This is a genomic window from Burkholderia sp. RF2-non_BP3, assembly GCF_001522185.1.
GTDB classification, from domain to species: Bacteria; Pseudomonadota; Gammaproteobacteria; order Burkholderiales; family Burkholderiaceae; genus Burkholderia; species Burkholderia diffusa.
Window position 1 is genome coordinate 25538 of the sequence record NZ_LOSU01000076.1, and the last position, 21095, is coordinate 46632.

Annotated in this window: 19 protein-coding genes and 1 tRNA gene; 3 read left to right on the forward strand and 17 right to left on the reverse strand. The window is 64.1% G+C overall.

Annotated features, from left to right (window positions below; all coding sequences use genetic code 11):
- Nucleotides 1-57: 57 nt before the first annotated feature.
- The 13 genes from nuoF to WS45_RS32025 all read right to left on the reverse strand — a co-directional run bounded on the left by nuoF (nt 58) and on the right by WS45_RS32025 (nt 11751).
- Nucleotides 58-1368, reverse strand: a complete 1311-nt coding sequence (nuoF, locus tag WS45_RS31965) for an NADH-quinone oxidoreductase subunit NuoF (RefSeq protein ID WP_006756904.1) — start codon at nt 1366-1368, stop codon at nt 58-60.
- Nucleotides 1365-1850: an NADH-quinone oxidoreductase subunit NuoE gene (gene nuoE, locus WS45_RS31970; RefSeq protein WP_006478266.1), complete on the reverse strand. Its 486-nt coding sequence runs from the start codon at nt 1848-1850 to the stop codon at nt 1365-1367. Before nuoE ends, nuoF begins: the two co-directional genes overlap by 4 nt.
- 168 nt (nt 1851-2018) lie before the next feature.
- Nucleotides 2019-3272, reverse strand: a complete 1254-nt coding sequence (locus WS45_RS31975) for an NADH-quinone oxidoreductase subunit D (protein ID WP_012364320.1) — start codon at nt 3270-3272, stop codon at nt 2019-2021.
- Between the two features lie 9 nt (nt 3273-3281).
- Nucleotides 3282-3884, reverse strand: coding sequence for an NADH-quinone oxidoreductase subunit C (locus WS45_RS31980; RefSeq protein WP_059502607.1), 603 nt, complete (start codon nt 3882-3884; stop codon nt 3282-3284).
- A 21-nt stretch (nt 3885-3905) separates the two neighbouring features.
- Nucleotides 3906-4385: a NuoB/complex I 20 kDa subunit family protein gene (locus WS45_RS31985; RefSeq protein ID WP_006398799.1), complete on the reverse strand. Its 480-nt coding sequence runs from the start codon at nt 4383-4385 to the stop codon at nt 3906-3908.
- 62 nt (nt 4386-4447) lie between these two features.
- Nucleotides 4448-4807, reverse strand: coding sequence for an NADH-quinone oxidoreductase subunit A (locus WS45_RS31990; RefSeq protein WP_006398798.1), 360 nt, complete (start codon nt 4805-4807; stop codon nt 4448-4450).
- Between the two features lie 154 nt (nt 4808-4961).
- Nucleotides 4962-5046: transfer RNA gene (locus tag WS45_RS31995), tRNA-Leu, on the reverse strand.
- A 111-nt stretch (nt 5047-5157) separates the two neighbouring features.
- A complete protein-coding gene (gene secG / locus WS45_RS32000; protein WP_059533209.1) occupies nt 5158-5535 on the reverse strand; it encodes a preprotein translocase subunit SecG in 378 nt (125 codons plus the stop codon).
- Between the two features lie 72 nt (nt 5536-5607).
- Nucleotides 5608-6363 (reverse strand): triose-phosphate isomerase, encoded by a 756-nt coding sequence (gene tpiA, locus WS45_RS32005; protein ID WP_059689382.1) that lies wholly within the window; start codon nt 6361-6363, stop codon nt 5608-5610.
- A 141-nt stretch (nt 6364-6504) separates the two neighbouring features.
- Nucleotides 6505-7524 (reverse strand): NAD(P)H-quinone oxidoreductase, encoded by a 1020-nt coding sequence (locus tag WS45_RS32010; protein WP_059703394.1) that lies wholly within the window; start codon nt 7522-7524, stop codon nt 6505-6507.
- Between the two features lie 140 nt (nt 7525-7664).
- Nucleotides 7665-9812, reverse strand: a complete 2148-nt coding sequence (gene pnp / locus WS45_RS32015; RefSeq protein ID WP_059533215.1) for a polyribonucleotide nucleotidyltransferase — start codon at nt 9810-9812, stop codon at nt 7665-7667.
- Between the two features lie 290 nt (nt 9813-10102).
- Complete coding sequence (gene rpsO, locus WS45_RS32020; RefSeq protein WP_006398792.1) at nt 10103-10372, reverse strand: 30S ribosomal protein S15; 270 nt, start codon at nt 10370-10372, stop codon at nt 10103-10105.
- 119 nt (nt 10373-10491) lie between these two features.
- Complete coding sequence (locus WS45_RS32025; RefSeq protein WP_059703494.1) at nt 10492-11751, reverse strand: branched-chain amino acid ABC transporter substrate-binding protein; 1260 nt, start codon at nt 11749-11751, stop codon at nt 10492-10494.
- Between the two features lie 190 nt (nt 11752-11941).
- On the opposite strand from WS45_RS32025, the gene WS45_RS32030 reads away from it, so the two are divergent.
- The 3 genes from WS45_RS32030 to WS45_RS32040 all read left to right on the forward strand — a co-directional run bounded on the left by WS45_RS32030 (nt 11942) and on the right by WS45_RS32040 (nt 15068).
- Nucleotides 11942-12454, forward strand: coding sequence for a hypothetical protein (locus tag WS45_RS32030; RefSeq protein ID WP_059533217.1), 513 nt, complete (start codon nt 11942-11944; stop codon nt 12452-12454).
- A gap of 385 nt (nt 12455-12839) precedes the next feature.
- Nucleotides 12840-13481, forward strand: coding sequence for a carbonic anhydrase (locus WS45_RS32035; protein WP_059703395.1), 642 nt, complete (start codon nt 12840-12842; stop codon nt 13479-13481).
- A gap of 36 nt (nt 13482-13517) precedes the next feature.
- Nucleotides 13518-15068, forward strand: coding sequence for a SulP family inorganic anion transporter (locus WS45_RS32040; RefSeq protein WP_059703397.1), 1551 nt, complete (start codon nt 13518-13520; stop codon nt 15066-15068).
- Nucleotides 15069-15148: 80 nt separating this feature from the next.
- On the opposite strand, the gene WS45_RS32045 is transcribed toward WS45_RS32040, so the two are convergent.
- The 4 genes from WS45_RS32045 to ltrA form a co-directional block, all read right to left on the reverse strand.
- Nucleotides 15149-16693, reverse strand: a complete 1545-nt coding sequence (locus tag WS45_RS32045; protein WP_059533224.1) for a 2-isopropylmalate synthase — start codon at nt 16691-16693, stop codon at nt 15149-15151.
- Nucleotides 16694-17016: 323 nt separating this feature from the next.
- Nucleotides 17017-17889 carry a CDP-diacylglycerol--serine O-phosphatidyltransferase gene (pssA, locus tag WS45_RS32050; RefSeq protein WP_059533226.1) on the reverse strand — a complete coding sequence of 291 codons (873 nt, stop codon included), beginning with the start codon at nt 17887-17889 and terminating at the stop codon, nt 17017-17019.
- 15 nt (nt 17890-17904) lie between these two features.
- On the reverse strand, nt 17905-18549 hold the full coding sequence (locus tag WS45_RS32055) for a phosphatidylserine decarboxylase (protein ID WP_059468119.1): 645 nt from the start codon (nt 18547-18549) through the stop codon (nt 17905-17907).
- A 116-nt stretch (nt 18550-18665) separates the two neighbouring features.
- Nucleotides 18666-20378, reverse strand: a complete 1713-nt coding sequence (gene ltrA / locus WS45_RS32060; RefSeq protein ID WP_059703496.1) for a group II intron reverse transcriptase/maturase — start codon at nt 20376-20378, stop codon at nt 18666-18668.
- Nucleotides 20379-21095: the final 717 nt, after the last annotated feature.

Sequence of the window (21095 nt, forward strand, 5' to 3'; positions counted from 1 at the left end):
CGCCCGTTCGCGCCTTCGCCCGACCGTGCGCTCAAATTCCGCAACCGGTGCTTCACTTCAGGCTGCCGCCGCGTGCGCGTGGCCGCCGACCATGCAGTGCTTGTGCTCGACGTGGTACGCGAATTCGTCCCAGTAATGCTTGAGCATCCCGCGTACCGGCATCGCCGCCGCATCGCCGAGCGCGCAGATCGTGCGGCCCATGATGTTCTCGGCAACCGAGTTCAGCAGGTCCAGATCTTCCTGGCGACCTTCGCCGTGCTCGATACGATTCACGACGCGATACAGCCAGCCGGTGCCTTCACGGCACGGCGTGCACTGACCGCACGATTCCTCGTAGTAGAAGTACGACAGGCGCAGCAGCGAACGCACCATGCAGCGCGTCTCGTCCATCACGATCACCGCGCCGGAGCCGAGCATCGAGCCCGCCTTCGCGATCGAGTCGTAATCGAGATCGGTCTGCATCATGATGTCGCCCGGGATCACCGGTGCCGACGAACCGCCCGGAATCACGGCCTTGATCTTGCGACCGCCGCGCATCCCGCCGGCGAGCTCCATCAGCGTCGCGAACGGCGTGCCGAGCGGCACTTCATAGTTGCCCGGACGCTCGACGTCGCCCGACACCGAGAAGATCTTCGTGCCGCCGTTGTTCGGCTTGCCGATCTCGAGGTAATTCTGCGGCCCGATGGACAGCAGGAACGGCACCGCGGCAAACGTCTCGGTGTTGTTGATCGTGGTCGGCTTGCCGTACACGCCGAAGCTCGCCGGGAACGGCGGCTTGAAGCGCGGCTGACCCTTCTTGCCTTCGAGCGACTCGAGCAGCGCCGTTTCCTCGCCGCAGATGTACGCGCCGTAACCGTGGTGCGCGTGCAGCTGGAACGAGAATTCCGAGCCCATGATGTTGTCGCCGAGGAAACCCGCGGCACGCGCTTCATCGAGCGCGGCCTCGAAGCGTCGATACACTTCGAAGATTTCGCCGTGGATGTAGTTGTAGCCGACGGTGATGCCCATCGCGTACGCGCCGATGGCCATGCCTTCGATCAGTGCGTGCGGGTTCCAGCGCAGGATGTCGCGATCCTTGAACGTGCCCGGTTCGCCTTCGTCCGAGTTGCAGACGAGGTACTTCTGCCCCGGGAACTGGCGCGGCATGAAGCTCCACTTCAGGCCGGTCGGGAAGCCCGCACCGCCACGGCCACGCAGGCCCGACGCCTTCACGTCGGCGATCACCTGCTCCGGCGGAATCTTTTCTTCGAGGATGCGGCGCAGCTGCTTGTAGCCGCCGCGCGCAACGTAGTCTTCGAGATGCCAGTTCTCGCCGTTCAGACCAGCGAGGATCAGCGGTTTGATGTGACGGTCGTGGAGGGACGTCATTTCGAGAGCTCCTCAAGCAGCTGGTCGATCTTCTCGCGGCTCATGAAGCTGCACATTCTGTGATTGTTCACCAGCAGCACCGGCGCATCGCCGCACGAGCCCATGCATTCGCCTTCCTTCAGCGTGAACTTGCCGTCGGGCGTGGTCTCGCCGAAGCCGATGCCCAGCTTCTGTTTCAGGTAGTCGGCAGTCGCTTCCGCGCCGCCGTGCGGGCCAAGCTGGCACGGCAGGTTCGTGCAGAGCGTGATCTTGTGCTTGCCGACCGGTTTGAGCTCGTACATCGTGTAGAACGTCGCGACTTCCTGCACGGCGACGGCCGGCATGCCGAGATAGTCCGCGACGAACTGCATCAGTTCGGGCGACAGCCAGCCGTGCTCTTCCTGAGCGACGGCCAACGCCGACATCACGGCGGACTGTTTCTGATCGGCGGGATACTTCGTCAACGCTCGATCGATTTCCTTCAGGCCTTCAGCTGAGATCATTTTCAGACACGACTCTTTCAATTCCTACCGAACGAACAACCTGCCGCACTGCTGTGCAAGGACGGCAGACCTGGCGCTCACTGTTGACAGCTTGCGAAGCCGCGCCGGTTCAGCGCGCATCGCGTGTGACTTACTGCTCGCCGCCCGCTCGCGCGGGCGGCGCGACCATTAGCGATCGATTTCGCCGAACACGATGTCCTGCGTACCGATGATCGTGACGGCGTCGGCAATCATGTGACCGCGCGCCATTTCGTCGAGCGACGCGAGGTGCGCGAAGCCCGGTGCGCGGATCTTGAGGCGATACGGCTTGTTGGCACCATCCGACACGAGGTAGATGCCGAATTCGCCCTTCGGATGCTCGACAGCCGCGTACGCCTCGCCTTCCGGCACGTGAAAACCTTCGGTGAAGAGCTTGAAGTGGTGAATCAAGTCTTCCATGTTGGTCTTCATGCCGACGCGCGACGGCGGCGCAACCTTGTGATTGTCGGTCATCACCGGGCCCGGATTCTTGCGGAGCCACTCAATACACTGTTTCGCGATGCGGATCGACTGGCGCATTTCCTCGACGCGCACCAGATAGCGGTCGTAGCAATCGCCGTTCACGCCGACCGGCACGTCGAAATCCATGCGGTCGTACACTTCGTACGGCTGCTTCTTGCGCAGGTCCCACGCGATACCCGAGCCGCGCAGCATCGGGCCCGTCAGGCCCATCTGCAGCGCACGCTCCGGGCTGACGACGCCGATCCCGACCAGACGCTGTTTCCAGATCCGGTTGTCGGTCAGCAGCGTTTCGTATTCGTCGACGCACTTCGGGAAGCGCGTGAAGAAGTCGTCGATGAAGTCGAGCACCGAGCCGCTGCGCGCTTCGTTCATCTTCGCGAGCGCCTTCTCGTTGCGAATCTTCGACGCCTTGTATTGCGGCATTGCGTCAGGCAGGTCGCGGTAGACGCCGCCCGGACGGTAGTACGCCGCGTGCATCCGGGCACCGGACACCGCTTCGTACACGTCCATCAGGTCTTCGCGCTCGCGGAATGCGTACAGGAACACCGCCATCGCGCCGACGTCGAGTGCGTGCGCGCCGATCCACATCAGGTGGTTCAGCACGCGCGTGATCTCGTCGAACAGCACGCGGATGTACTGCGCGCGCTCCGGCACGTCGATGCCGAGCAGACGCTCGATCGCGAGCACGTAGCCGTGCTCGTTGACCATCATCGACACGTAGTCGAGACGGTCCATGTACGGCACGGACTGGATGAAGGTCTTGTTTTCCGCGAGCTTTTCAGTCGCGCGATGCAGCAGGCCGATGTGCGGATCGGCACGCTGAATGACTTCGCCGTCGAGTTCGAGCACGAGGCGCAGCACGCCGTGCGCTGCCGGGTGCTGCGGACCGAAGTTGAGGGTGTAGTTCTTGATTTCTGCCATGACGCCCCCTTAATGTTTCAGACCGCCATAGCGATCCTCGCGGATCACGCGCGGCGTGATTTCGCGCGGCTCGATCGTCACCGGCTGGTAGACGACCCGCTTCTCTTCCGGGTCGTAACGCATTTCGACATAGCCCGACACCGGGAAGTCCTTGCGGAACGGATGGCCGATGAAGCCGTAGTCGGTGAGGATGCGGCGCAGATCGGGGTGCCCCTCGAACACGAGGCCGTACAGGTCGAACGCTTCGCGCTCGTACCAGTTTGCGGAGGTCCAGATGTCGACGAGCGATGCGACGATCGGCAGATCGTCGTCCGGCGCGAATACGCGCAGGCGCAGGCGCCAATTGTTCGTGACCGACAGCAGCTGCGACACGGCCGCGAAACGCGGGCCGTCGTAGGCGCCGTCGCCGTAGGTCTGGTAGTCGACGCCGCAGAGGTCGATCAGTTGCTCGAAACGGAGCTTCGGATCGTCGCGCAGCATCTTTGCGACTTCGAGGTAATCACTCGCCTTCACGACGAGCGTCAGTTCACCGATCGCTTCGGTGAGGCTCACCACGCGCGCGCCGAGCGCGGCTTCGAGGTTTGCCTTGAGGGTCTCGATTTTGCTTGCCATATTGAGGGGACGCTCGGGGCTTTATTGACGGGCGATGGTATTGGTGCGGCGGATCTTCGCCTGAAGCTGGATCACGCCGTAGACCAGCGCCTCGGCCGTGGGCGGACAGCCCGGCACGTAGACGTCGACCGGCACGATCCGGTCGCAACCGCGGACCACCGAGTACGAGTAGTGGTAATAACCGCCACCGTTCGCGCACGACCCCATCGAGATCACCCAGCGCGGCTCGGCCATCTGGTCGTACACACGGCGCAGCGCGGGCGCCATCTTGTTGCACAGCGTGCCGGCGACGATCATCACGTCCGACTGACGCGGGCTCGGACGGAACACGACCCCGAACCGGTCCAGGTCATAGCGGGCCGCGCCCGCATGCATCATCTCGACGGCGCAACACGCGAGCCCGAACGTCATCGGCCACAGCGAGCCGGTACGCGTCCAGTTGATCAGCTTGTCAGCCGTCGTGGTGACAAACCCTTCCTTCAAGACCCCTTCGATACTCATTTGCTTTCCACTCCAGACGAGCGGCCCAGCGTGGCCGCCCATGCAAACCGGCGATTAACCCATCACTCCCAGTCGAGGCCGCCTTTCTTCCAGATATAGGCAAAGCCCAGCAGGAATTCGAGCAGAAAAATCATCATTGCGATGAAACCCGGCCAGCCGATGTCCCGGAGCGCGACGCCCCACGGAAACAGGAATGCGGTTTCGAGATCGAAGATGATGAACAGGATGGCGACGAGGTAGTACCGGACGTCGAATTTCATCCGGGCGTCTTCAAAGGCTTCGAAGCCGCACTCATACGGTGCGTTCTTCTCGACGTCCGGCTTATTGGGACCAAGGAGCTTGCCGATGCTGACCAGCGCTATACCTAAACCAGTGCCCACGAGGAGGAACAACAAGACGGGGTAATAGGCTGCGAGGTTCAAGGCAATCCTCTATCGGTTGGTTCTGAGCGTCCGGAGAATACCACTTCCGGCGGAAGGAATCATTTCGGAGTGCGTGCGATCACAAGACAATCGCAAGGCACACCCCAGAAATGAAAAATGCCAGCCACTAGAAGCGGCTGGCATTGAGTAACTTTGGTGCCGACGGCGAGACTCGAACTCGCACAGCTTTCGCCACTACCCCCTCAAGATAGCGTGTCTACCAATTTCACCACGTCGGCACTGCATGCAACTCGGGTTGTGCTGCTTGTTTCCCGCGAATCGCTTCAAGAATTAAATTCTAACCCGAGTTCCAGATTTGTTCAACGCACAAACGCAAAAAATTCGACTTTTTATTTCGGGACATCCTGACCCGGCGCGCTCGCCGCCGAACCCGCAGCAGCGGACGCGGCGACGGCCGGCGCCGACGCTGCGGGCGCCGATGCCGGCGCGGTCGCGGCGGTGCCGAGCACGCCGGCCGACGGCGTCGACTTGTACGAACCGAGGTACGTCAGCGCGAGCGTCGCGACGAAGAAGATCGTCGCGAGAATGCCCGTCGTGCGCGACAGAAAGTTGGCGGAGCCCGTTGCACCGAACAGGCTGCCCGACGCGCCGCTGCCGAATGCAGCGCCCATGTCGGCGCCCTTGCCGTGCTGCAGCAGCACGAGTCCGATCACACCGAGTGCAGACAGCACCTGCACGACAATAATCAGCGTCTTGAATAACAGCATCACATCCACCCGATTGGATCAGGCAACCGGACCAACCGGCCACCATCATGGTTCAATTCGATCCCGGACCGCTCAACGTGCGGCCCGGCAGATCGCCAGGAAATCTTCCGCCTTCAGCGACGCGCCGCCGATCAGGCCGCCATCGATATCAGGCTGCGCGAACAGCTCTTCCGCGTTGTCCGGCTTCACGCTGCCGCCGTACAGCACCGATACGTCCGCCGCTCCCTTCGCCGCGAGACGCGCTCGCAGGAATGCGTGCACGTCCTGCGCCTGCGCCGACGTCGCGCTCTTGCCCGTGCCGATCGCCCAGACCGGCTCGTACGCGACGACGATGCGTGCGGCCTCGTCAGCCGTCAGCACGGCCAGCACGGCGTCGAGCTGCGCACCGACCACCTGCTCGGTCGCACCCGCCTCGCGCTCGTCGAGCGTTTCGCCGACGCACACGACGGGCGTGAGGCCCGCCGCAAGCGCGCGCTGCGTCTTGGCGGCGACGGTTTCGTTGCGCTCGCCGTGGTACGCGCGACGTTCCGAATGACCGACGATCGCATACTGCGCGCCGAACTCCGCCACCATCGCGGCCGCCACTTCACCGGTGAACGCGCCCTGCTCGTGCGCGGACACGTCCTGCGCGCCGAACGCGACACGGCCGCCGGCGAGCTGCGCCTGAACCTGCGCGAGATACGGGAACGGCACGCACACGCCGATCGACGTCTCGGCCGCCACCGCGCCCGCGCCCTGCACCACTTCGTTCAGCAATGCCTGGTTGCCGGCCAGCCGGCCGTGCATCTTCCAGTTGCCGATCACTCGCTTCGTTCGTTGTTTCGACATCGTGTCTGTCTCGTCACTATCTTGTCATTAACGCACCGGAAACCGGCCCGTCAGGTTGGATCTGGCGAAGCAAACCCACGATTTTACTGCGCGCGGCTTGAACCGGTCAAACCGCGCATGTCAAGCCCGCCGCATGGGCCGTCATGCGTTCGCGCCCCAATCAAGCACGATCTTGCCGATGTGCTCGCCGCTTTCCATCAGCGCATGCGCCTGCGCGGCCTCCCCAGCCGGCAGCACGCGGTAGATGACGGGCTTGATGCGACCGTCCGCAAGCATCGGCCAGACGCGCGCCTTCAGCTGCGCGGCGATGCGCGCCTTGAATTCGACCGGACGCGGACGCAGCGTCGAGCCCGTCACCGTCAGCCGGCGGCGCAGGATTTCATTCAGGTTGACCTCGGCTTTCGCGCCGCCGAGCAACGCGATCAGCACGAGGCGGCCGCCATCCGCAAGCGCGGACAGTTCGCGCGGCACGTACGAGCCCGCGACCATGTCGAGGATCACGTCGACGCCGCGATCGTGCGTCAGCGACTTGACGACCTCGACGAAGTCCTCGGTCTTGTAGTTGATCGCACGCTCGGCGCCGAGCGCCTCGCATGCGCGGCATTTGTCGGCATTCCCGGCCGTCGCGAACACGCGAAAGCCGAGCGCGTGCGCGATCTGGATCGCCGTCACGCCGATCCCGCTCGAACCGCCCTGCACGAGCAGCGTTTCCTGCTCGCCGCCCTCGCCCGCGCCGAGCAGCGCACGGTCGAACACGTTGCTCCACACCGTGAAGAAGGTTTCGGGCAGCGATGCGGCCTCGATGTCGGTCAGCCCGTCGGGCACCGGCAGGCATTGCGGCAGCGGCGCAACCGCATATTCGGCGTAGCCGCCGCCCGCAAGCAGCGCGCAGACGCGATCGCCCAGCTTCAGGCCGAACGGGTTCAGCGCCGCATCCGACAGGTCGCCGCCGACGATCTCGCCCGCGACCTCGAGGCCCGGCAGATCCGACGCCCCCGGCGGCGGCGCATACGCGCCCTTGCGCTGGAATACGTCCGGCCGGTTCACGCCGGAAGCCGTCACCTTGATCAACACTTCGCCGCGCTTCGGTTCGGGGCGCGCACGCTCCGCCAGCTTCAGCACGTCGGGGGCGCCGAATTCGGTGATTTCGATGGCTTTCATGGTGGTCGCTCCAGGATCAATCGGGGGCGCACCCGTGCGCGGCACGGGCGCCTCGCCGGCGCTGCTGCGCCGCACAACGATGCTACAGAAAAAACGGCCGGCACGCTTTCGCACTGCCGGCCGTTCTCACGCCTGTCCGCTTACTGCTGCGGCGGCGTATCCGACTGCGACGCTGCCGCTGCTTCGTTCAGCAGCGCCTTCGCCGACAGACGCACGCGACCCTTCTCGTCCGTCTGGATCACCTTGACCTTCACCTGCTGACCTTCCTTCAGGTAGTCGTTGATGTCCTTCACGCGCTCGTTGACGATTTCCGAGATGTGCAGCAGGCCGTCCTTGCCCGGCAGCAGGTTCACGATCGCGCCGAAATCGAGCAGCTTGAGCACCGTGCCTTCGTACACCTGGCCGACTTCGATCTCGGCCGTGATTTGCTCGATGCGCTTCTTCGCTTCGGCCATGCCTTCGCTGTTCGTGCTCGCGATCGTCACGACGCCGTCATCCGAGATGTCGATGGTCGTGCCGGTTTCTTCCGTCAGCGCACGGATCACCGAACCGCCCTTGCCGATCACGTCGCGGATCTTTTCCGGGTTGATCTTGATCGTGATCATGCGCGGCGCGAATTCCGACAGTTGCGTGTTCGCACCCGAGACCGCCGACGTCATCTTGCCGAGGATGTGCATGCGGCCTTCCTTCGCCTGCGCGAGCGCGACCTGCATGATTTCCTTCGTGATGCCCTGGATCTTGATGTCCATCTGCAGCGCCGTCACGCCTTGCTCCGTGCCGGCTACCTTGAAGTCCATGTCGCCGAGGTGATCCTCGTCGCCGAGGATGTCGGTCAGCACCGCGAACTTGTTGCCTTCGAGGATCAGGCCCATCGCGATACCCGCGACGTGCGCCTTCATCGGCACGCCGGCGTCCATCAGCGCGAGGCAGCCGCCGCACACCGACGCCATCGACGACGAACCGTTCGATTCGGTGATTTCCGACACGACGCGAATCGAGTAGCCGAATTCGTCGGCGCTCGGCAGGCACTTGACCAGCGCGCGCTTCGCGAGACGGCCGTGGCCGATTTCACGACGCTTCGGCGAGCCGACGCGACCCGTTTCGCCGGTCGCGAACGGGGGCATGTTGTAGTGGAGCATGAAGCGCTCGCGGTATTCGCCTTCGAGCGCGTCGATGATCTGCTCGTCACCCTTCGTGCCGAGCGTCGCGACGACGAGCGCCTGCGTTTCGCCACGCGTGAACAGCGCCGAACCGTGGGTGCGCGGCAGCACGCCGGTACGGATCTCGATCGGACGCACGGTGCGCGTGTCGCGACCGTCGATGCGCGGCTCGCCGTTCAGGATCTGCGAACGGACGATCTTCGCTTCGATGTCGAACAGGATGTTGCCGACGGTAGCCTTGTCGGCCGCGACCGTGCCGGCCGCCAGCGCGTCTTCCTCGAGCTTCGCCGAGGTCGCCGCGTAGACTTCCTTCAGCTTCGTCGAACGCGCTTGCTTGTCGCGCAGCTGGTAAGCGGCGAGCAGGTCGCCGTGCGCCAGTTCCGTCACGCGCGCGATCAGAGCCTCGTTCTTCGGTGCCGGCTGCCAGTCCCACTCGGGCTTGCCACCTTCGCGCACGAGTTCGTGGATCGCATCGATCGCCGTCTGCATCTGCTCGTGGCCGAACACGACCGCGCCCAGCATCACGTCTTCCGGCAGCTGGTCGGCTTCCGATTCGACCATCAGCACCGCACGCTCCGTACCGGCGACGACGAGGTCGAGGCTCGATGCCTTGATCTGGTCACGCGTCGGGTTCAGCACGTATGCGTTGTCGATGTACGCGACGCGCGCGGCACCGACCGGACCGTTGAACGGCAGGCCCGACACGGCGAGCGCAGCCGATGCACCGATCAGCGCGGGAATGTCCGCCGGGATTTCCGGGTTCACGGACAGTACGTGGATCACGACCTGCACTTCGTTGTAGAAGCCTTCCGGGAACAGCGGGCGCAGCGGACGGTCGATCAGGCGCGACGTCAGCGTCTCGTGTTCCGACGGACGGCCTTCGCGACGGAAGAAGCCGCCCGGGATCTTGCCGGCCGAGTAGGTCTTTTCGAGGTAGTCGACGGTCAGCGGGAAGAAATCCTGGCCCGGCTTCGCCGACTTCGCGCCGACGACGGTTGCCAGCACGACGGTGTCTTCCACGTCGACGATCACGGCACCGCTCGCCTGGCGAGCGACTTCACCGGTTTCGAGGCGCACCTTGTGCTGGCCCCACTGGAATTCCTTCACGACCTTGTTGAACATGGACATGGTTGCTCCTTTGAATTCATTCATTTCATTCGCCGCCCGGGCCATCCCGTGCGGCGGCGTCCCGACCGAATCACCCGGAGCAAGGTGTGTTTTTTATGCCATTCCAGCGCGGCGCTCGTCGAGCGGCGCGCTGGAATGACACAAATCCCGACCCCGGTATCAGCCGTTCCGGCAGCCGGCACTCACGTGCCGGACAACCCGCGGTGCGCGTGACGCTACGCACCGCGCAAAAACAAAATGCCTGTATCAGCGGACTGACACAGGCATCTTGCTGGCGGCAATCGCCTCGATTACTTACGCAGACCCAGCTTCTCGATCAGTGCGCGGTAACGGTCGGCATCCTTGCCCTTGAGGTAGTCGAGCAGCTTGCGGCGGCGGCTCACCATGCGCAGCAGGCCGCGGCGGCTGTGGTGATCCTTCGCGTGGGTCTTGAAGTGACCCGTCAGTTCGACGATACGTGCGGTCAGCAGTGCGACCTGGACTTCGGGCGAGCCCGTGTCGTTGGTACCGCGGGCGAACTGAGCAACGACTTCCGACTTCTTGATATCTGCAACAGACATGTGATTTCCTTTGTTTCCTACTTGCCAACTGAACAGGCGGACACGGAAGAATGGCCGTGCCGTGACTTACAACCGGCGGGCATTGTAGCACAACTGCACGCCGTTCCTACCGCCCCCTGTCACGGGCGCGTCATCGAGCAGGTCGACGGCGCCTGGGTGCGCTGCGCAGGCACCGCGAGGATCGTCCGGAAGCCATACCCCGAGCCCTCGTTGTCGAAGCGCACGCCGGGCGCGCCGGCCTTGTCCATTTCCATCACGTAAAGGGGCTGGATCAACTGATGATCCTGCGCGCGCATCGTGGACGCGTGGAAGCCGTCGTCGAACGACAGCCCCTCCAGCGCACGCGCCACCGCCACGGGGTCGGTCGAGCCGGCCCGAGTCATCGCCGCCGCGAGCATCTCGATCATCAGGCTCATGCGTCGCACCGGGTAGTCATCCTGAGCGGCGGGAAAACGGGTCCGGAACGCGCGGTAAAACGCGTCCGACTTCGCGCCGCCTGCGTTCGGATGCCAGTCTGCAACGGCCACTACCCGCCCGACGCCCGCATCGCCCAGCGCGGCGGGCGCGCCCAGGCTATTGCCGTAGAACGTATAGAACTTCGCGTTCAGCCCCTGCTCGCGTGCCGCCTTCACGAGCAGCGTGAGGTCGTTGCCCCAGTTGCCGGTCACGACCGCGTCCGCACCGCTCGCCCGGATCTTCGCGATATAAGGCGAGAAATCCTTGATGCGGCCGATCGGATGGAATTCGTCGCCGGCAATCGTCACGTCGGGACGCCGCTCGGCCAGCGCCTGCCGGGCCAGACCGCTGACGTCGTGACCGAAGCTGTAGTCCTGGTTCAGCAGGTAGACCTTGCGCAGCGCGCGGTCGCGCGCCATCACGTCGGCCAGCGCGGCCATCCGCATCCCCGCGTGCGCGTCGAAGCGGAAATGCCAGAAGCTGCAGCGCGCACCGGTCAGCGCCGGATCGTCGGCCGAATAGTTGAGGAACAGCATCCGGCTGTCCGGATTGCGCGTGTTCAGCTTGTCGAGCGCCGCGACGAGCGCGGCAGCGACTGCCGAGCTGTTGCCCTGCGCAACGAAGCCGATGTGCCGGTCCGCCGCCGCGCGCAACTGCACGAGCGCCTCCTCCGGGCTGCCCTTGCTGTCGAGCACGACGAGTTCGAGCGGGTGCGCGCCATCGCGCAGTTTCACGCCGCCCGCCGCATTGACCTGTTCGATGCCGAAGCGGAGGTTGCGCTCGACCGCCGTGCCCGCGTTCGCAAACGGGCCCGACATTCCTTCTATCAGCGCGATCCGCACCGGCTCGCCTGCCGCGAACGCGCACGACGCCAGCGTCCACCCCGCGCTCAACGCGAGCGCGCATCGTTTCCACAGCTGCATCGGCTCCCTGCCCTTCAATCTGTCCGAGAAGCGCGGATCATAGGCCGCGGGCACTGCCGGCCGCAAGCGCGGCGCGAGGCGACGCCCCGACGACGCGCCTGCCGCGATCCGCACCGATTTTTTCGGCATGATGCGCCGGCGCGCGCCGTCCGTGATACAACTGAACAGTTAGAAAGCCCTGGAGAATCCCATGCCCATTCGCCTTCCCGTGCGCCTGCCGGCGCTGGTCGCCTGCGCGGCGGCGCTGCTTGCCGGTTGTGCACAGCCGTGGCAGCAATATCAGGCCGGCCAGGACGAGTCGGCGATCGTCGCGCGCATGGGCCCGCCGCGCGAGATCTACGATCTGCCCGGCGGCGGCAAGCGTCTGATGTGGCCGACCCAGCCGATGGGCGAAATCACCGTCGCGGCCGACGTCGACGCGGCCCACCGGATCGTCAACGTCCGTCAGGTGCTGCAGCCGAGCGAATTCTATCGCGCGGAAATCGGCAAGTGGACCAAGACCGACGTGCTCGTCAATTTCGGCCGCCCGGTCGAAACGTCCTACTTCCCACTGATGAAGCGCGAGGTGTGGACCTACCGCTATCTCGAAGACAACGTCTGGTACATGATGTACAGCTTCTACTTCGACCCGCAAGGCATTCTGCGCACCACGCAAAAAACGCCGGACCCGCTGCACGACCCCGACCGTCGCAACCTGTTCTGATCGGATCGATTGCGCATTTACGCGCAATTTTCACAATGGCCATTCACGAATTATTGCGTGAGTGGCCATTTCATTTTTTCCGTCATATTCGATTAATTTCCAATTCGACGCGGCAATCCTTTCCGACCGAAGCTGTGCTGACCGCATTATGCGAAGCCCCGTGCCATGGGCGCCAGCGGGAAACAGGCATGCACGATACATGTCATGCGTTGGATTGGTGCATTCGATGCACCTCCCCAGATCCAGTTGAAACAATTTGTATCATTGGCACCGGACGTTAGGGCATACCCCTAATATCGGACGAAATTGAACCTTTCAATCTAGAAAGCATCATATTGCTCCACTTCGTCCGGTATCTGCTTGCCCTTATCACAAAGGAGTCCTCATGAATCGCCCCAAGAGCATGCTGGTTGCCAACATCGCCTGGGCCCGCGAAACGCACGAACACACGCCCGGCTTCTTCGATGCGCTCGCGCGCGGCCAGAACCCTCGGGTGCTGTGGATCGGCTGCGCCGACAGCCGGGTGCCCGCCGAAACCATCACGCACTGCGTGCCCGGCGAGCTGTTCGTCCATCGCAACATCGCGAACCTGTTCCATCCCGACGACGACAATTCGGCGAGCGTGCTCGAGTACGCCGTGCGCGTGCTCGAAGTCGACCACGTGATCGTGTGCGGCCACTACGGATGCGGCGGCGTGCGCGCGTCGCTGCTGCCGCCGCCCGCCGACCTGCCGCACGTCGCGCGCCGAATCGCGCCGCTGTGCGCGCTCGCACGGCGCCATCGCGACACGCTCGACGGACTCGACGACACGGCGGCGGCCGACCGCCTGGCCGAGCTCAACGTGCTCGAACAAGTGCGGCTGCTGCGCGCGTCGCCGATCGTGCATGGCCGGCAGCGGCCGCCCCTCGTTCACGGCTGGATCTTTTCACTCGCGGACGGCCGCCTGAAGGAACTCGACTCCGGCTACACGGCACCACCGGCCGAAGCCGACCCGGAGCATGCCGCCATGGCCGCCGCGCTCGGCTGATCCGCCTCCCCCTACGCCAATGAAATCACCCCAACCATGAAACTGAACGAGCGCCTGTCCACCCTGCCGCGCGACATCGTCGCCGGCATCGTCGTTTTCCTCGTCGCGCTGCCGTTGTGTCTCGGCATCGCCAATGCGTCCGGCGTCGAGCCGTTCGCCGGGCTCGTGTCCGGCATCGTCGGCGGCATCATCGTCGCGCTGTTGAGCGGCTCGTCGCTGTCGGTCAGCGGACCGGCCGCCGGCCTCGTCGTGATCGTCGTCGAAGGGATCGCGCAACTCGGCAGCTTTTCCGCGTTCCTGCTCGCGGTGCTGTTGTCCGGCGTGCTGCAGTTCGGCTTCGGCATGCTCCGCGCCGGCCGCTTCGCCGCGTACGTGCCGTCGCCCGTCATCAAGGGCATGCTCGCGGCGATCGGCCTGCTGCTGATCGTGAAGCAGATTCCGTTCGCATTCGGCATCGGCGGGCCGGCCGCGCAATCGTTTGCGTCATGGGCGAGCCTGCCGACCGCCTGGGCCGCGACGGTCATCGCACTTGTCTCGCTCGCGCTGCTGATCGCCTGGGACACACCGGCGTTCAAGCGCTTCGGCCGGGTGCGCTCGGTGCCCGCGCCGCTCGCGGTCGTCGTGTTCGGCATCGGCGCGACGCTGGTGCTCGGCGTCGTTGCGCCGTCGGTCGCGCCGGGCGCCGCGCATCGCGTCACGCTGCCGGAGCTCGAATCGTTCGCGGCGCTCGCGGCATCGCTGAAGCACGCCGAGCTCGGCCCGAACTTCGCGCAGCTCGTCAATCCGGACGTGTGGCGCGTCGCGATCACGCTCGCGGTCGTCGCGAGCCTCGAGACGCTGCTGAGCCTCGAGGCGGTCGAACAGATCGACCCGAAGCGCCGCCCGACGCAGCCGGACCGCGAATTGAAGGCCCAGGGCGTCGGCAATCTCGTCGCCGGTGCGTTCGGCGGGCTGCCGATCACGTCGGTGATCGTGCGCAGTTCGGTGAACGTGAACGCGGGTGCGCAAAGCCGGATGTCGGCGATCGTGCACGGTATCCTGCTGCTTGCCAGCGTGTTCGCGCTCACCGGGCTGATCAACCTGATCCCGCTCGCGAGCCTCGCGGCGATCCTGATCCACACCGGCTTCAAGCTCGCGAAACCGGCGCTGTTCCGCTCGGTGCTGAAGCAGGGCCCGGCCGCGTTCGTGCCGTTCGCCGCGACGATCGCGGGCGTGCTGGCGGTCGACCTGCTGTTCGGCATTGCCGTCGGCCTCGCGTGCAGCGTGCTGGCGGTCGCGGTCGCGAACCTGAAAAGCCCCGTGACGCTCGCGCAGCACGACGACCACTTCCTGCTGTCGTTCCGCAAGGACGTGTCGTTCCTCGGCAAGGTGCAGGTCAAGCATCATCTGCGGCACATTCCCGACCGCGCGGCCGTGATCATCGACGCGACACGCGCCGACTACATCGATCACGACGTGCTCGAACTGCTCGACACGTTCGTCGCCGATGCGCCGCGGCGCGGGATCGCGGTCGAATTCCGCCGCCGCAGCCCGGCGCCTCGCGCGGCCGCGCGCCGCTGGCTGTTCCGCGCGCCGGCGGCCGAATAAGCGACGCATGAAAAAACGCCCCGGGCGGCGCAAGGCCGCACGGGGCGTTTCGTATGCGTCGAGCGCTCGACGCGCAGCGCTTACGAGCGCTGCGGGTTGACCTTGTCGTCCTTCGAATGCAGCTTGTTCAGCGCCGAAATGTACGCCTTCGCGGACGCCGCGACGATGTCCGGATCGGTGCCGACGCCGTTGACGATCCGCCCGCTCTTCGACAGCCGGACGGTCACTTCGCCCTGCGCCTGCGTGCCGGTCGTGATCGCGTTCACCGAATACAGCAGCAGTTCGGAGCCGCTGCCGACTTCGCCCTCGATCGCGTTGAACGTCGCGTCGACCGGCCCGTTGCCGCGCGCCTCGCCGGTCACTTCCTTGCCTTCGACCGCGAACACGATCTTCGCCTGCGGCTGCTCGCCCGTCTCCGAACGCTGCGACAGCGACACGAACTTGAAGTGCTCCTGCTCCTGCGCGAGCGCCGATTCTTCGGAGACGATCGCGATGATGTCTTCGTCGAAGATCTCGGCCTTGCGATCGGCGAGGTCCTTGAAGCGCATGAACGCGGCGTTCAGTTCGGCTTCGCTGTCGAGCGACACGCCAAGTTCCTGCAGGCGCTGCTTGAACGCGTTGCGGCCCGACAGCTTGCCGAGCACGATCTTGTTCGCGGTCCAGCCCACGTCTTCCGCGCGCATGATCTCGTAGGTGTCGCGCGCCTTCAGCACGCCGTCCTGGTGGATGCCCGACGCGTGCGCGAATGCGTTCGCGCCGACCACGGCCTTGTTCGGCTGCACGACGAAACCGGTGATCTGCGACACGAGCTTCGACGTCGGCACGATCTGCGTCGTGTCGATGCCGACGTCGAGGCCGAAGTAGTCCTTGCGGGTCTTCACGGCCATCACGATTTCCTCGAGCGACGTGTTGCCCGCGCGCTCGCCGAGACCGTTGATCGTGCACTCGACCTGCCGCGCACCACCGATCTTCACGCCGGCGAGCGAGTTCGCCACCGCCATCCCGAGGTCGTTGTGGCAGTGCACGGAGAAAATCGCCTTGTCCGAGTTCGGAATGCGTTCGCGCAGCGTCTTCACGAGGTTGCCGTAGAGCTCCGGCACGCCGTAGCCGACCGTGTCGGCGATGTTGATCGTCGTCGCCCCCTCGGCGATCACGGCCTCCAGCACGCGGCACAGGAAGTCGAGATCCGAACGGCTGCCGTCTTCCGGCGAGAATTCGACGTTGTCGGTGAATTTGCGCGCGAAGCGCACCGCGAGGCGCGCCTGCTCGAACACCTGGTCCGGCGTCATCCGCAGCTTCTTCTCCATGTGCAGCGGGGACGTCGCGATGAACGTGTGGATCCGCGAGCTGTTGGCCGGCTTCAGTGCGTCGGCCGCACGCTGGATGTCCTTGTCGTTGGCACGCGCCAGCGAGCAGATCGTGCTGTCCTTCACCAGGCCGGCGATCGTGTGGATCGCGTCGAAGTCGCCGTTCGAGCTGGCCGCGAAGCCGGCCTCGATCACGTCGACCTTCATCCGCTCGAGATGCTTCGCGATGCGGACTTTCTCTTCCTTCGTCATCGACGCGCCGGGCGATTGTTCACCGTCACGCAACGTCGTATCAAAAATGATCAGCTTGTCTGTCATGGGGGCTCCAGGGCTCTTTATACGGGAATCAAACGTAATGAGATCGCGCCACCGCTGGCGACGCTCAACAACAGACGAGGCTTGACGGAGGGCGAGAACGGTCAGCGCGGCAGGCGCGCCAAAGCTAGCGCGCGTAGCGGCGCACCGGCTAGAAGGAGGGAGAGGCGGGAAAATGCAGTCATGCCGAAGACTATAGCGGCATTCCGCTGGGTGCGCAATCGGACTGCACCCGGGATGCCGGGCCGCGCCGTGCGAAAAAGGGGCAAATGAAAACGGGGGCCCGGAATCACATCCAAGGCCGCCGTTGCCGGGCAGGTTGCGCGTCAGTGATCGCGCTGCGACGAGCGCGCGGGGTTCGCCCGTCCGCGCACGGCCATGTAGGCCCAAAACACGTAGCCGGACAGCCCGTACAGCACGAACAGGCAGAACAGCATCAACGGCGGATCGGACGACACGAGCACGAACGCGACGACGACCAGCAGGATCGCCGCAAACGGCACGCGGTGCCGCACGTCCAGCGCCTTGCCGCTGTAGAACGGCGCGTTCGACACCATGGTCACGCCTGCGTAGATCGTCAGTGCGAACGCGACCCACGGCAGCCAGCCGAGCTTCATCGGCACGCGGTTGTCGGTCGCGAGCCAGACGAAACCGGCGATCAGCGCGGCCGCGGCCGGGCTCGGCAGTCCCTGGAAGAAGCGCTTGTCGACGACGCCGATGTTCGTGTTGAAGCGCGCGAGACGCAGCGCGGCGCCCGAACAGTAGACGAACGCCGCAAGCCAGCCCCAGCGGCCGAGATCCTTCAGCACCCACTCGTACATCACGAGCGCCGGCGCGACGCCGAATGACACCATGTCCGACAGGCTGTCGAACTGTTCGCCGAACGCGCTTTGCGTATGCGTCATCCGCGCGACGCGCCCGTCCATCCCGTCGAGCACCATCGCGACGAAGATCGCGATCGCGGCGATCTCGAAGCGCACGTTCATCGCCTGCACGACCGCGAAGAAGCCGCAGAACAGCGCGGCGGTCGTGAACGCGTTCGGCAGCAGGTAGATGCCGCGCGTCTTCAGGAACCGCTGGCGCGCGGCGCGGCGGCTCTCGATGGGCGCCGGGTCCTGCGCCATCACCTTGTTGCGGCGGAACGGGCGTGGCGCCTGGCCGGAGCCGTTGCGCGGACGACGCGGTTTGAATGCGGCCATCGTGCGTCCCGCCGCTTACTGTTCGAGCTCGGCGAGGATCGTCGACGACGCGTAGACCTTCTCGCCGATCGACACCTTCGCGCGGCTGCCGAGCGGCAGGTACACGTCGACGCGCGAACCGAAGCGGATGAACCCGTAGCGCTGACCGCGCGACAGCGGCTCGCCGGCACGCACGTAGCAGAGGATCCGGCGGGCGACGAGGCCGGCGATCTGCACGGCGGTGACGGTCTTGCCGCTCGCCGTCTGGATCACGACCGCATTGCGCTCGTTCTCGGTCGACGCCTTGTCGATCGCCGCGTTCAGGAACGCGCCGGGGAAGTATTCGACCTTGGTGACCGCGCCGTCGACCGGCGAACGCTGCGAATGAACGTTGAAGACATTCATGAACACGCTGATCTTCAGCGCTTCGCGATTCGCGTACGGATCCTGGGTGGTCTCGACCGCGACGATGCGGCCGTCCGCCGGGCACAGCACCGCGTTCGGCTGCGCCGGGATCGGGCGCTGCGGATCGCGGAAGAACTGGACGACGAAGACGAGCAGCAGCCAGAACGGCCATGCGAAGCCGAAGCCCCCGACGGCGTGGATCAACAACGCGATGACGGCTGCAATCGCGATGAACGGCCAGCCTTCGCGCGCGATGATCGGATGAGGATAGTTCATGGGTTCGTTCGGTGTTCGGTGAATTGGTAGGGTAGCCCCCTCTCCTTGCGGAGAAGGGGCCCCCTAGGAACCGTACGTGCGAGTTTCCCCGCATACGGCTCGAGCCTACATGTAGATCAAAGTCCGACCTGGGGTCGGACCGGCTTAGTTACCGCAATTTTACCGGCGTGCACCTGCCGGTGACAGTCGGGGTGAAGCAAAACCCGGTTGGACAGAGCATCGGTGCCGCCATTCATCCGGTATTCCAGATGATGGTCATGCCATCCCGTCTCGTCCGACAGGGCACAGCCACAGTGAGCACACAACCCGCCCTGCGACATGTACAGGCTCGCCCATTGTTTTCGGTAGCGCATGGTGTCTCCCATCCGCCCCTGCCGCAATAGCTCGCCGTACTGCTCCCACTCCGGATCAAAGGGGTTGTAGCCGCCCTTGATCTTCTTGTGCCGTTTGATTTCCGTACCACTGAGGTGGTACAGCTCATTCAGCCCCTGACTACCGTCTTCGCGAACCGCTCGGACAGCGAATACCCAGTGTCGAGTTCCAACCGTGTGGAAATATTTCTTTCTCACCCAGTCAGCCCTCTTCTTCGGGTGCCGCCTCCTCGCCCACCGCCAGAGCCTCTGAAAGACCAAAGACTCCATGCGGCTGTACGCCTGCTTTGCCACCACGGGGCGGTGATACTGCGCCCACCCTCGTAGCATCGGACTCAGCAATCGAATCAAGTCCGACTGCTTTGCCGCTTTGTTGCCGCCGATCGTTTCCGCAACCTTGCGATAGAACGTCTGCACGTTCTTCTTGCTCGGTTTGATGAGTAGCGTTCCCGAGTACTTCCGGAAATTCCACCCAAGGAAATCGAAGCCTTCGTCAATGTGCACGATGCGCGTCTTTTCCTCGGAAAGTTGCAGACCTCGCTGCGCAAGGAATGCTTCAACCCAAGGCTTGACCTCGCTCGCCAGTATCTCTTGCGAGTCACCGGTGATCACGAAGTCGTCTGCGTATCGCACCGCATTTACTTTCAACTTCTTGGCTTTCGCGATCCCGAATCTCGCACGCAAGTGCTCAATCAGTTCACGCTCCAGCCCGTTCAGCGTCACGTTGGCCAGCGTCGGGGAAATGATGCCTCCCTGTGGCGTACCGGCCTCGGTTGCCTGTAGCTGCCCCTTGTAAATCAGGCCAGCCTTCAACCACTTGCGGAGGATCTCCTTGTCCATCGGGGCATGGTTCACCAGCCAGTCATGGTTGATGTAGTCGAAGCAGCCCTTGATGTCCGCCTCCAAGACCCATTGGGCCGAAGCCTTCTGAGACAGCGAGACAAACAACTGCGACATAGCGTCGGTCGTTGAGCGGTTGGCCCGAAACCCATATGAGTTCGGGTCGCTCGTCGATTCCGACACCGGCTCCAAAGCCAGCAAGTACAGGGCTTGCATCGCCCTGTCCCGCATGGTCGGTATGCCCAGAGGGCGTAACTTCCCATTGGCCTTGGGGATAAAGACTCTCCGTAATGGCAGAGGCTTGTATCCGCGCCGCTTCAGCTTGCCGACAGCTTCCCATCGGCTCTCAGGCGTGTCCCATAGTTCGCGGTCGACTCCAGCCGTTCGCGCACCTTGGTTTTGCGTAACACGTCGTACCGCGTACAACTTTGCGGACAACGTGCGGGTCAGCATCCGTTGCAGGGCTTTCACCCTGCGCCAGTCACCTTCCCGCGTTGCCTTCGCAATTCGAATCTGCATCCCTCTCACGTTCCGTTCCACGCGACGCCAATCGACGTCGTGCCAGTGGTCCGGCGCGTGGGAGAGCGCAGACCCACCCTCACGGGCAGATACTTTCATGCTGCTCTCCTGCTCAAAGAAGTGAATCCCTTCGCGGAAAGCAACACGCCCCTTGCGGGAGCGTTTTGCTCCCACAAGGGAAAAGAACAACACTGATGGCTAAGAAGCCACCAGCAATCACAATTTCAGCTTGAGGGTTAGTCAGCCGTCTTGCGACGGTAGACCAGACGGAAGTCTGCCCGCTTTCGCGTGAGGTGATGTTTCAACCTCTGTCCGGACCATTACAGCCCGGCGTTCGCTTTCTCCGTCCTCCCATACCCGCACTGCCAACAGCGTTCCTCACGGTTCGCCTGCCAGCGCTCACGCGTTGGCAGCAATACGGGCTTACCACGTTCCCGGCATGTCACACGACCGATTTAGGTTCTGCCTCTCCCCCGGCGGTCCAGCGACGACGTAACCCGAGCTTTGAACGGGTTATCCGACCGCACACCTTTTGGTTCATGCCTGACAGCAGCTTAGGCACTTCCACTACTTACGAGGTTTATCAGCAGTTCACTTACGTTAACCATGTCGGTCAGCCTAGCTCCTTGACCCCATCGCTGCTGGGAGTCTCCACGCACGTGTCTCGCGACTCATGCATGCCCGAAACTTCCGGAGGCTACATTGTCAGAAGAGCTTCACACCCCACCGTTACCAGTGACGCATGTCTTCCTAGGCTACTGCTGGTCGTACAGCAGGTTCCCTTCACTCACCCTTACTGCTGGTGAGGCCGAACAA

Excerpts from the sequence above, each read along its gene's own strand:
- WS45_RS32025 (WP_059703494.1), bottom strand. The coding sequence starts at position 11,751 with ATGCAGCTGTGGAAACGATGCGCGCTCGCGTTGAGCGCGGGGTGGACG.
- WS45_RS32030 (WP_059533217.1), top strand. The coding sequence starts at position 11,942 with ATGCCCATTCGCCTTCCCGTGCGCCTGCCGGCGCTGGTCGCCTGCGCG.
- nuoE (WP_006478266.1), bottom strand. The coding sequence starts at position 1,850 with ATGATCTCAGCTGAAGGCCTGAAGGAAATCGATCGAGCGTTGACGAAG.
- ltrA (WP_059703496.1), bottom strand. The coding sequence starts at position 20,378 with ATGAAAGTATCTGCCCGTGAGGGTGGGTCTGCGCTCTCCCACGCGCCG.
- WS45_RS31975 (WP_012364320.1), bottom strand. The coding sequence starts at position 3,272 with ATGGCAGAAATCAAGAACTACACCCTCAACTTCGGTCCGCAGCACCCG.
- WS45_RS32035 (WP_059703395.1), top strand. The coding sequence starts at position 12,840 with ATGAATCGCCCCAAGAGCATGCTGGTTGCCAACATCGCCTGGGCCCGC.
- WS45_RS31980 (WP_059502607.1), bottom strand. The coding sequence starts at position 3,884 with ATGGCAAGCAAAATCGAGACCCTCAAGGCAAACCTCGAAGCCGCGCTC.
- WS45_RS32045 (WP_059533224.1), bottom strand. The coding sequence starts at position 16,693 with ATGACAGACAAGCTGATCATTTTTGATACGACGTTGCGTGACGGTGAA.
- tpiA (WP_059689382.1), bottom strand. The coding sequence starts at position 6,363 with ATGTCGAAACAACGAACGAAGCGAGTGATCGGCAACTGGAAGATGCAC.
- WS45_RS32055 (WP_059468119.1), bottom strand. The coding sequence starts at position 18,549 with ATGAACTATCCTCATCCGATCATCGCGCGCGAAGGCTGGCCGTTCATC.
- WS45_RS32010 (WP_059703394.1), bottom strand. The coding sequence starts at position 7,524 with ATGAAAGCCATCGAAATCACCGAATTCGGCGCCCCCGACGTGCTGAAG.
- WS45_RS31985 (WP_006398799.1), bottom strand. The coding sequence starts at position 4,385 with ATGAGTATCGAAGGGGTCTTGAAGGAAGGGTTTGTCACCACGACGGCT.
- rpsO (WP_006398792.1), bottom strand. The coding sequence starts at position 10,372 with ATGTCTGTTGCAGATATCAAGAAGTCGGAAGTCGTTGCTCAGTTCGCC.
- pssA (WP_059533226.1), bottom strand. The coding sequence starts at position 17,889 with ATGGCCGCATTCAAACCGCGTCGTCCGCGCAACGGCTCCGGCCAGGCG.
- WS45_RS32040 (WP_059703397.1), top strand. The coding sequence starts at position 13,518 with ATGAAACTGAACGAGCGCCTGTCCACCCTGCCGCGCGACATCGTCGCC.
- pnp (WP_059533215.1), bottom strand. The coding sequence starts at position 9,812 with ATGTCCATGTTCAACAAGGTCGTGAAGGAATTCCAGTGGGGCCAGCAC.
- nuoF (WP_006756904.1), bottom strand. The coding sequence starts at position 1,368 with ATGACGTCCCTCCACGACCGTCACATCAAACCGCTGATCCTCGCTGGT.
- secG (WP_059533209.1), bottom strand. The coding sequence starts at position 5,535 with ATGCTGTTATTCAAGACGCTGATTATTGTCGTGCAGGTGCTGTCTGCA.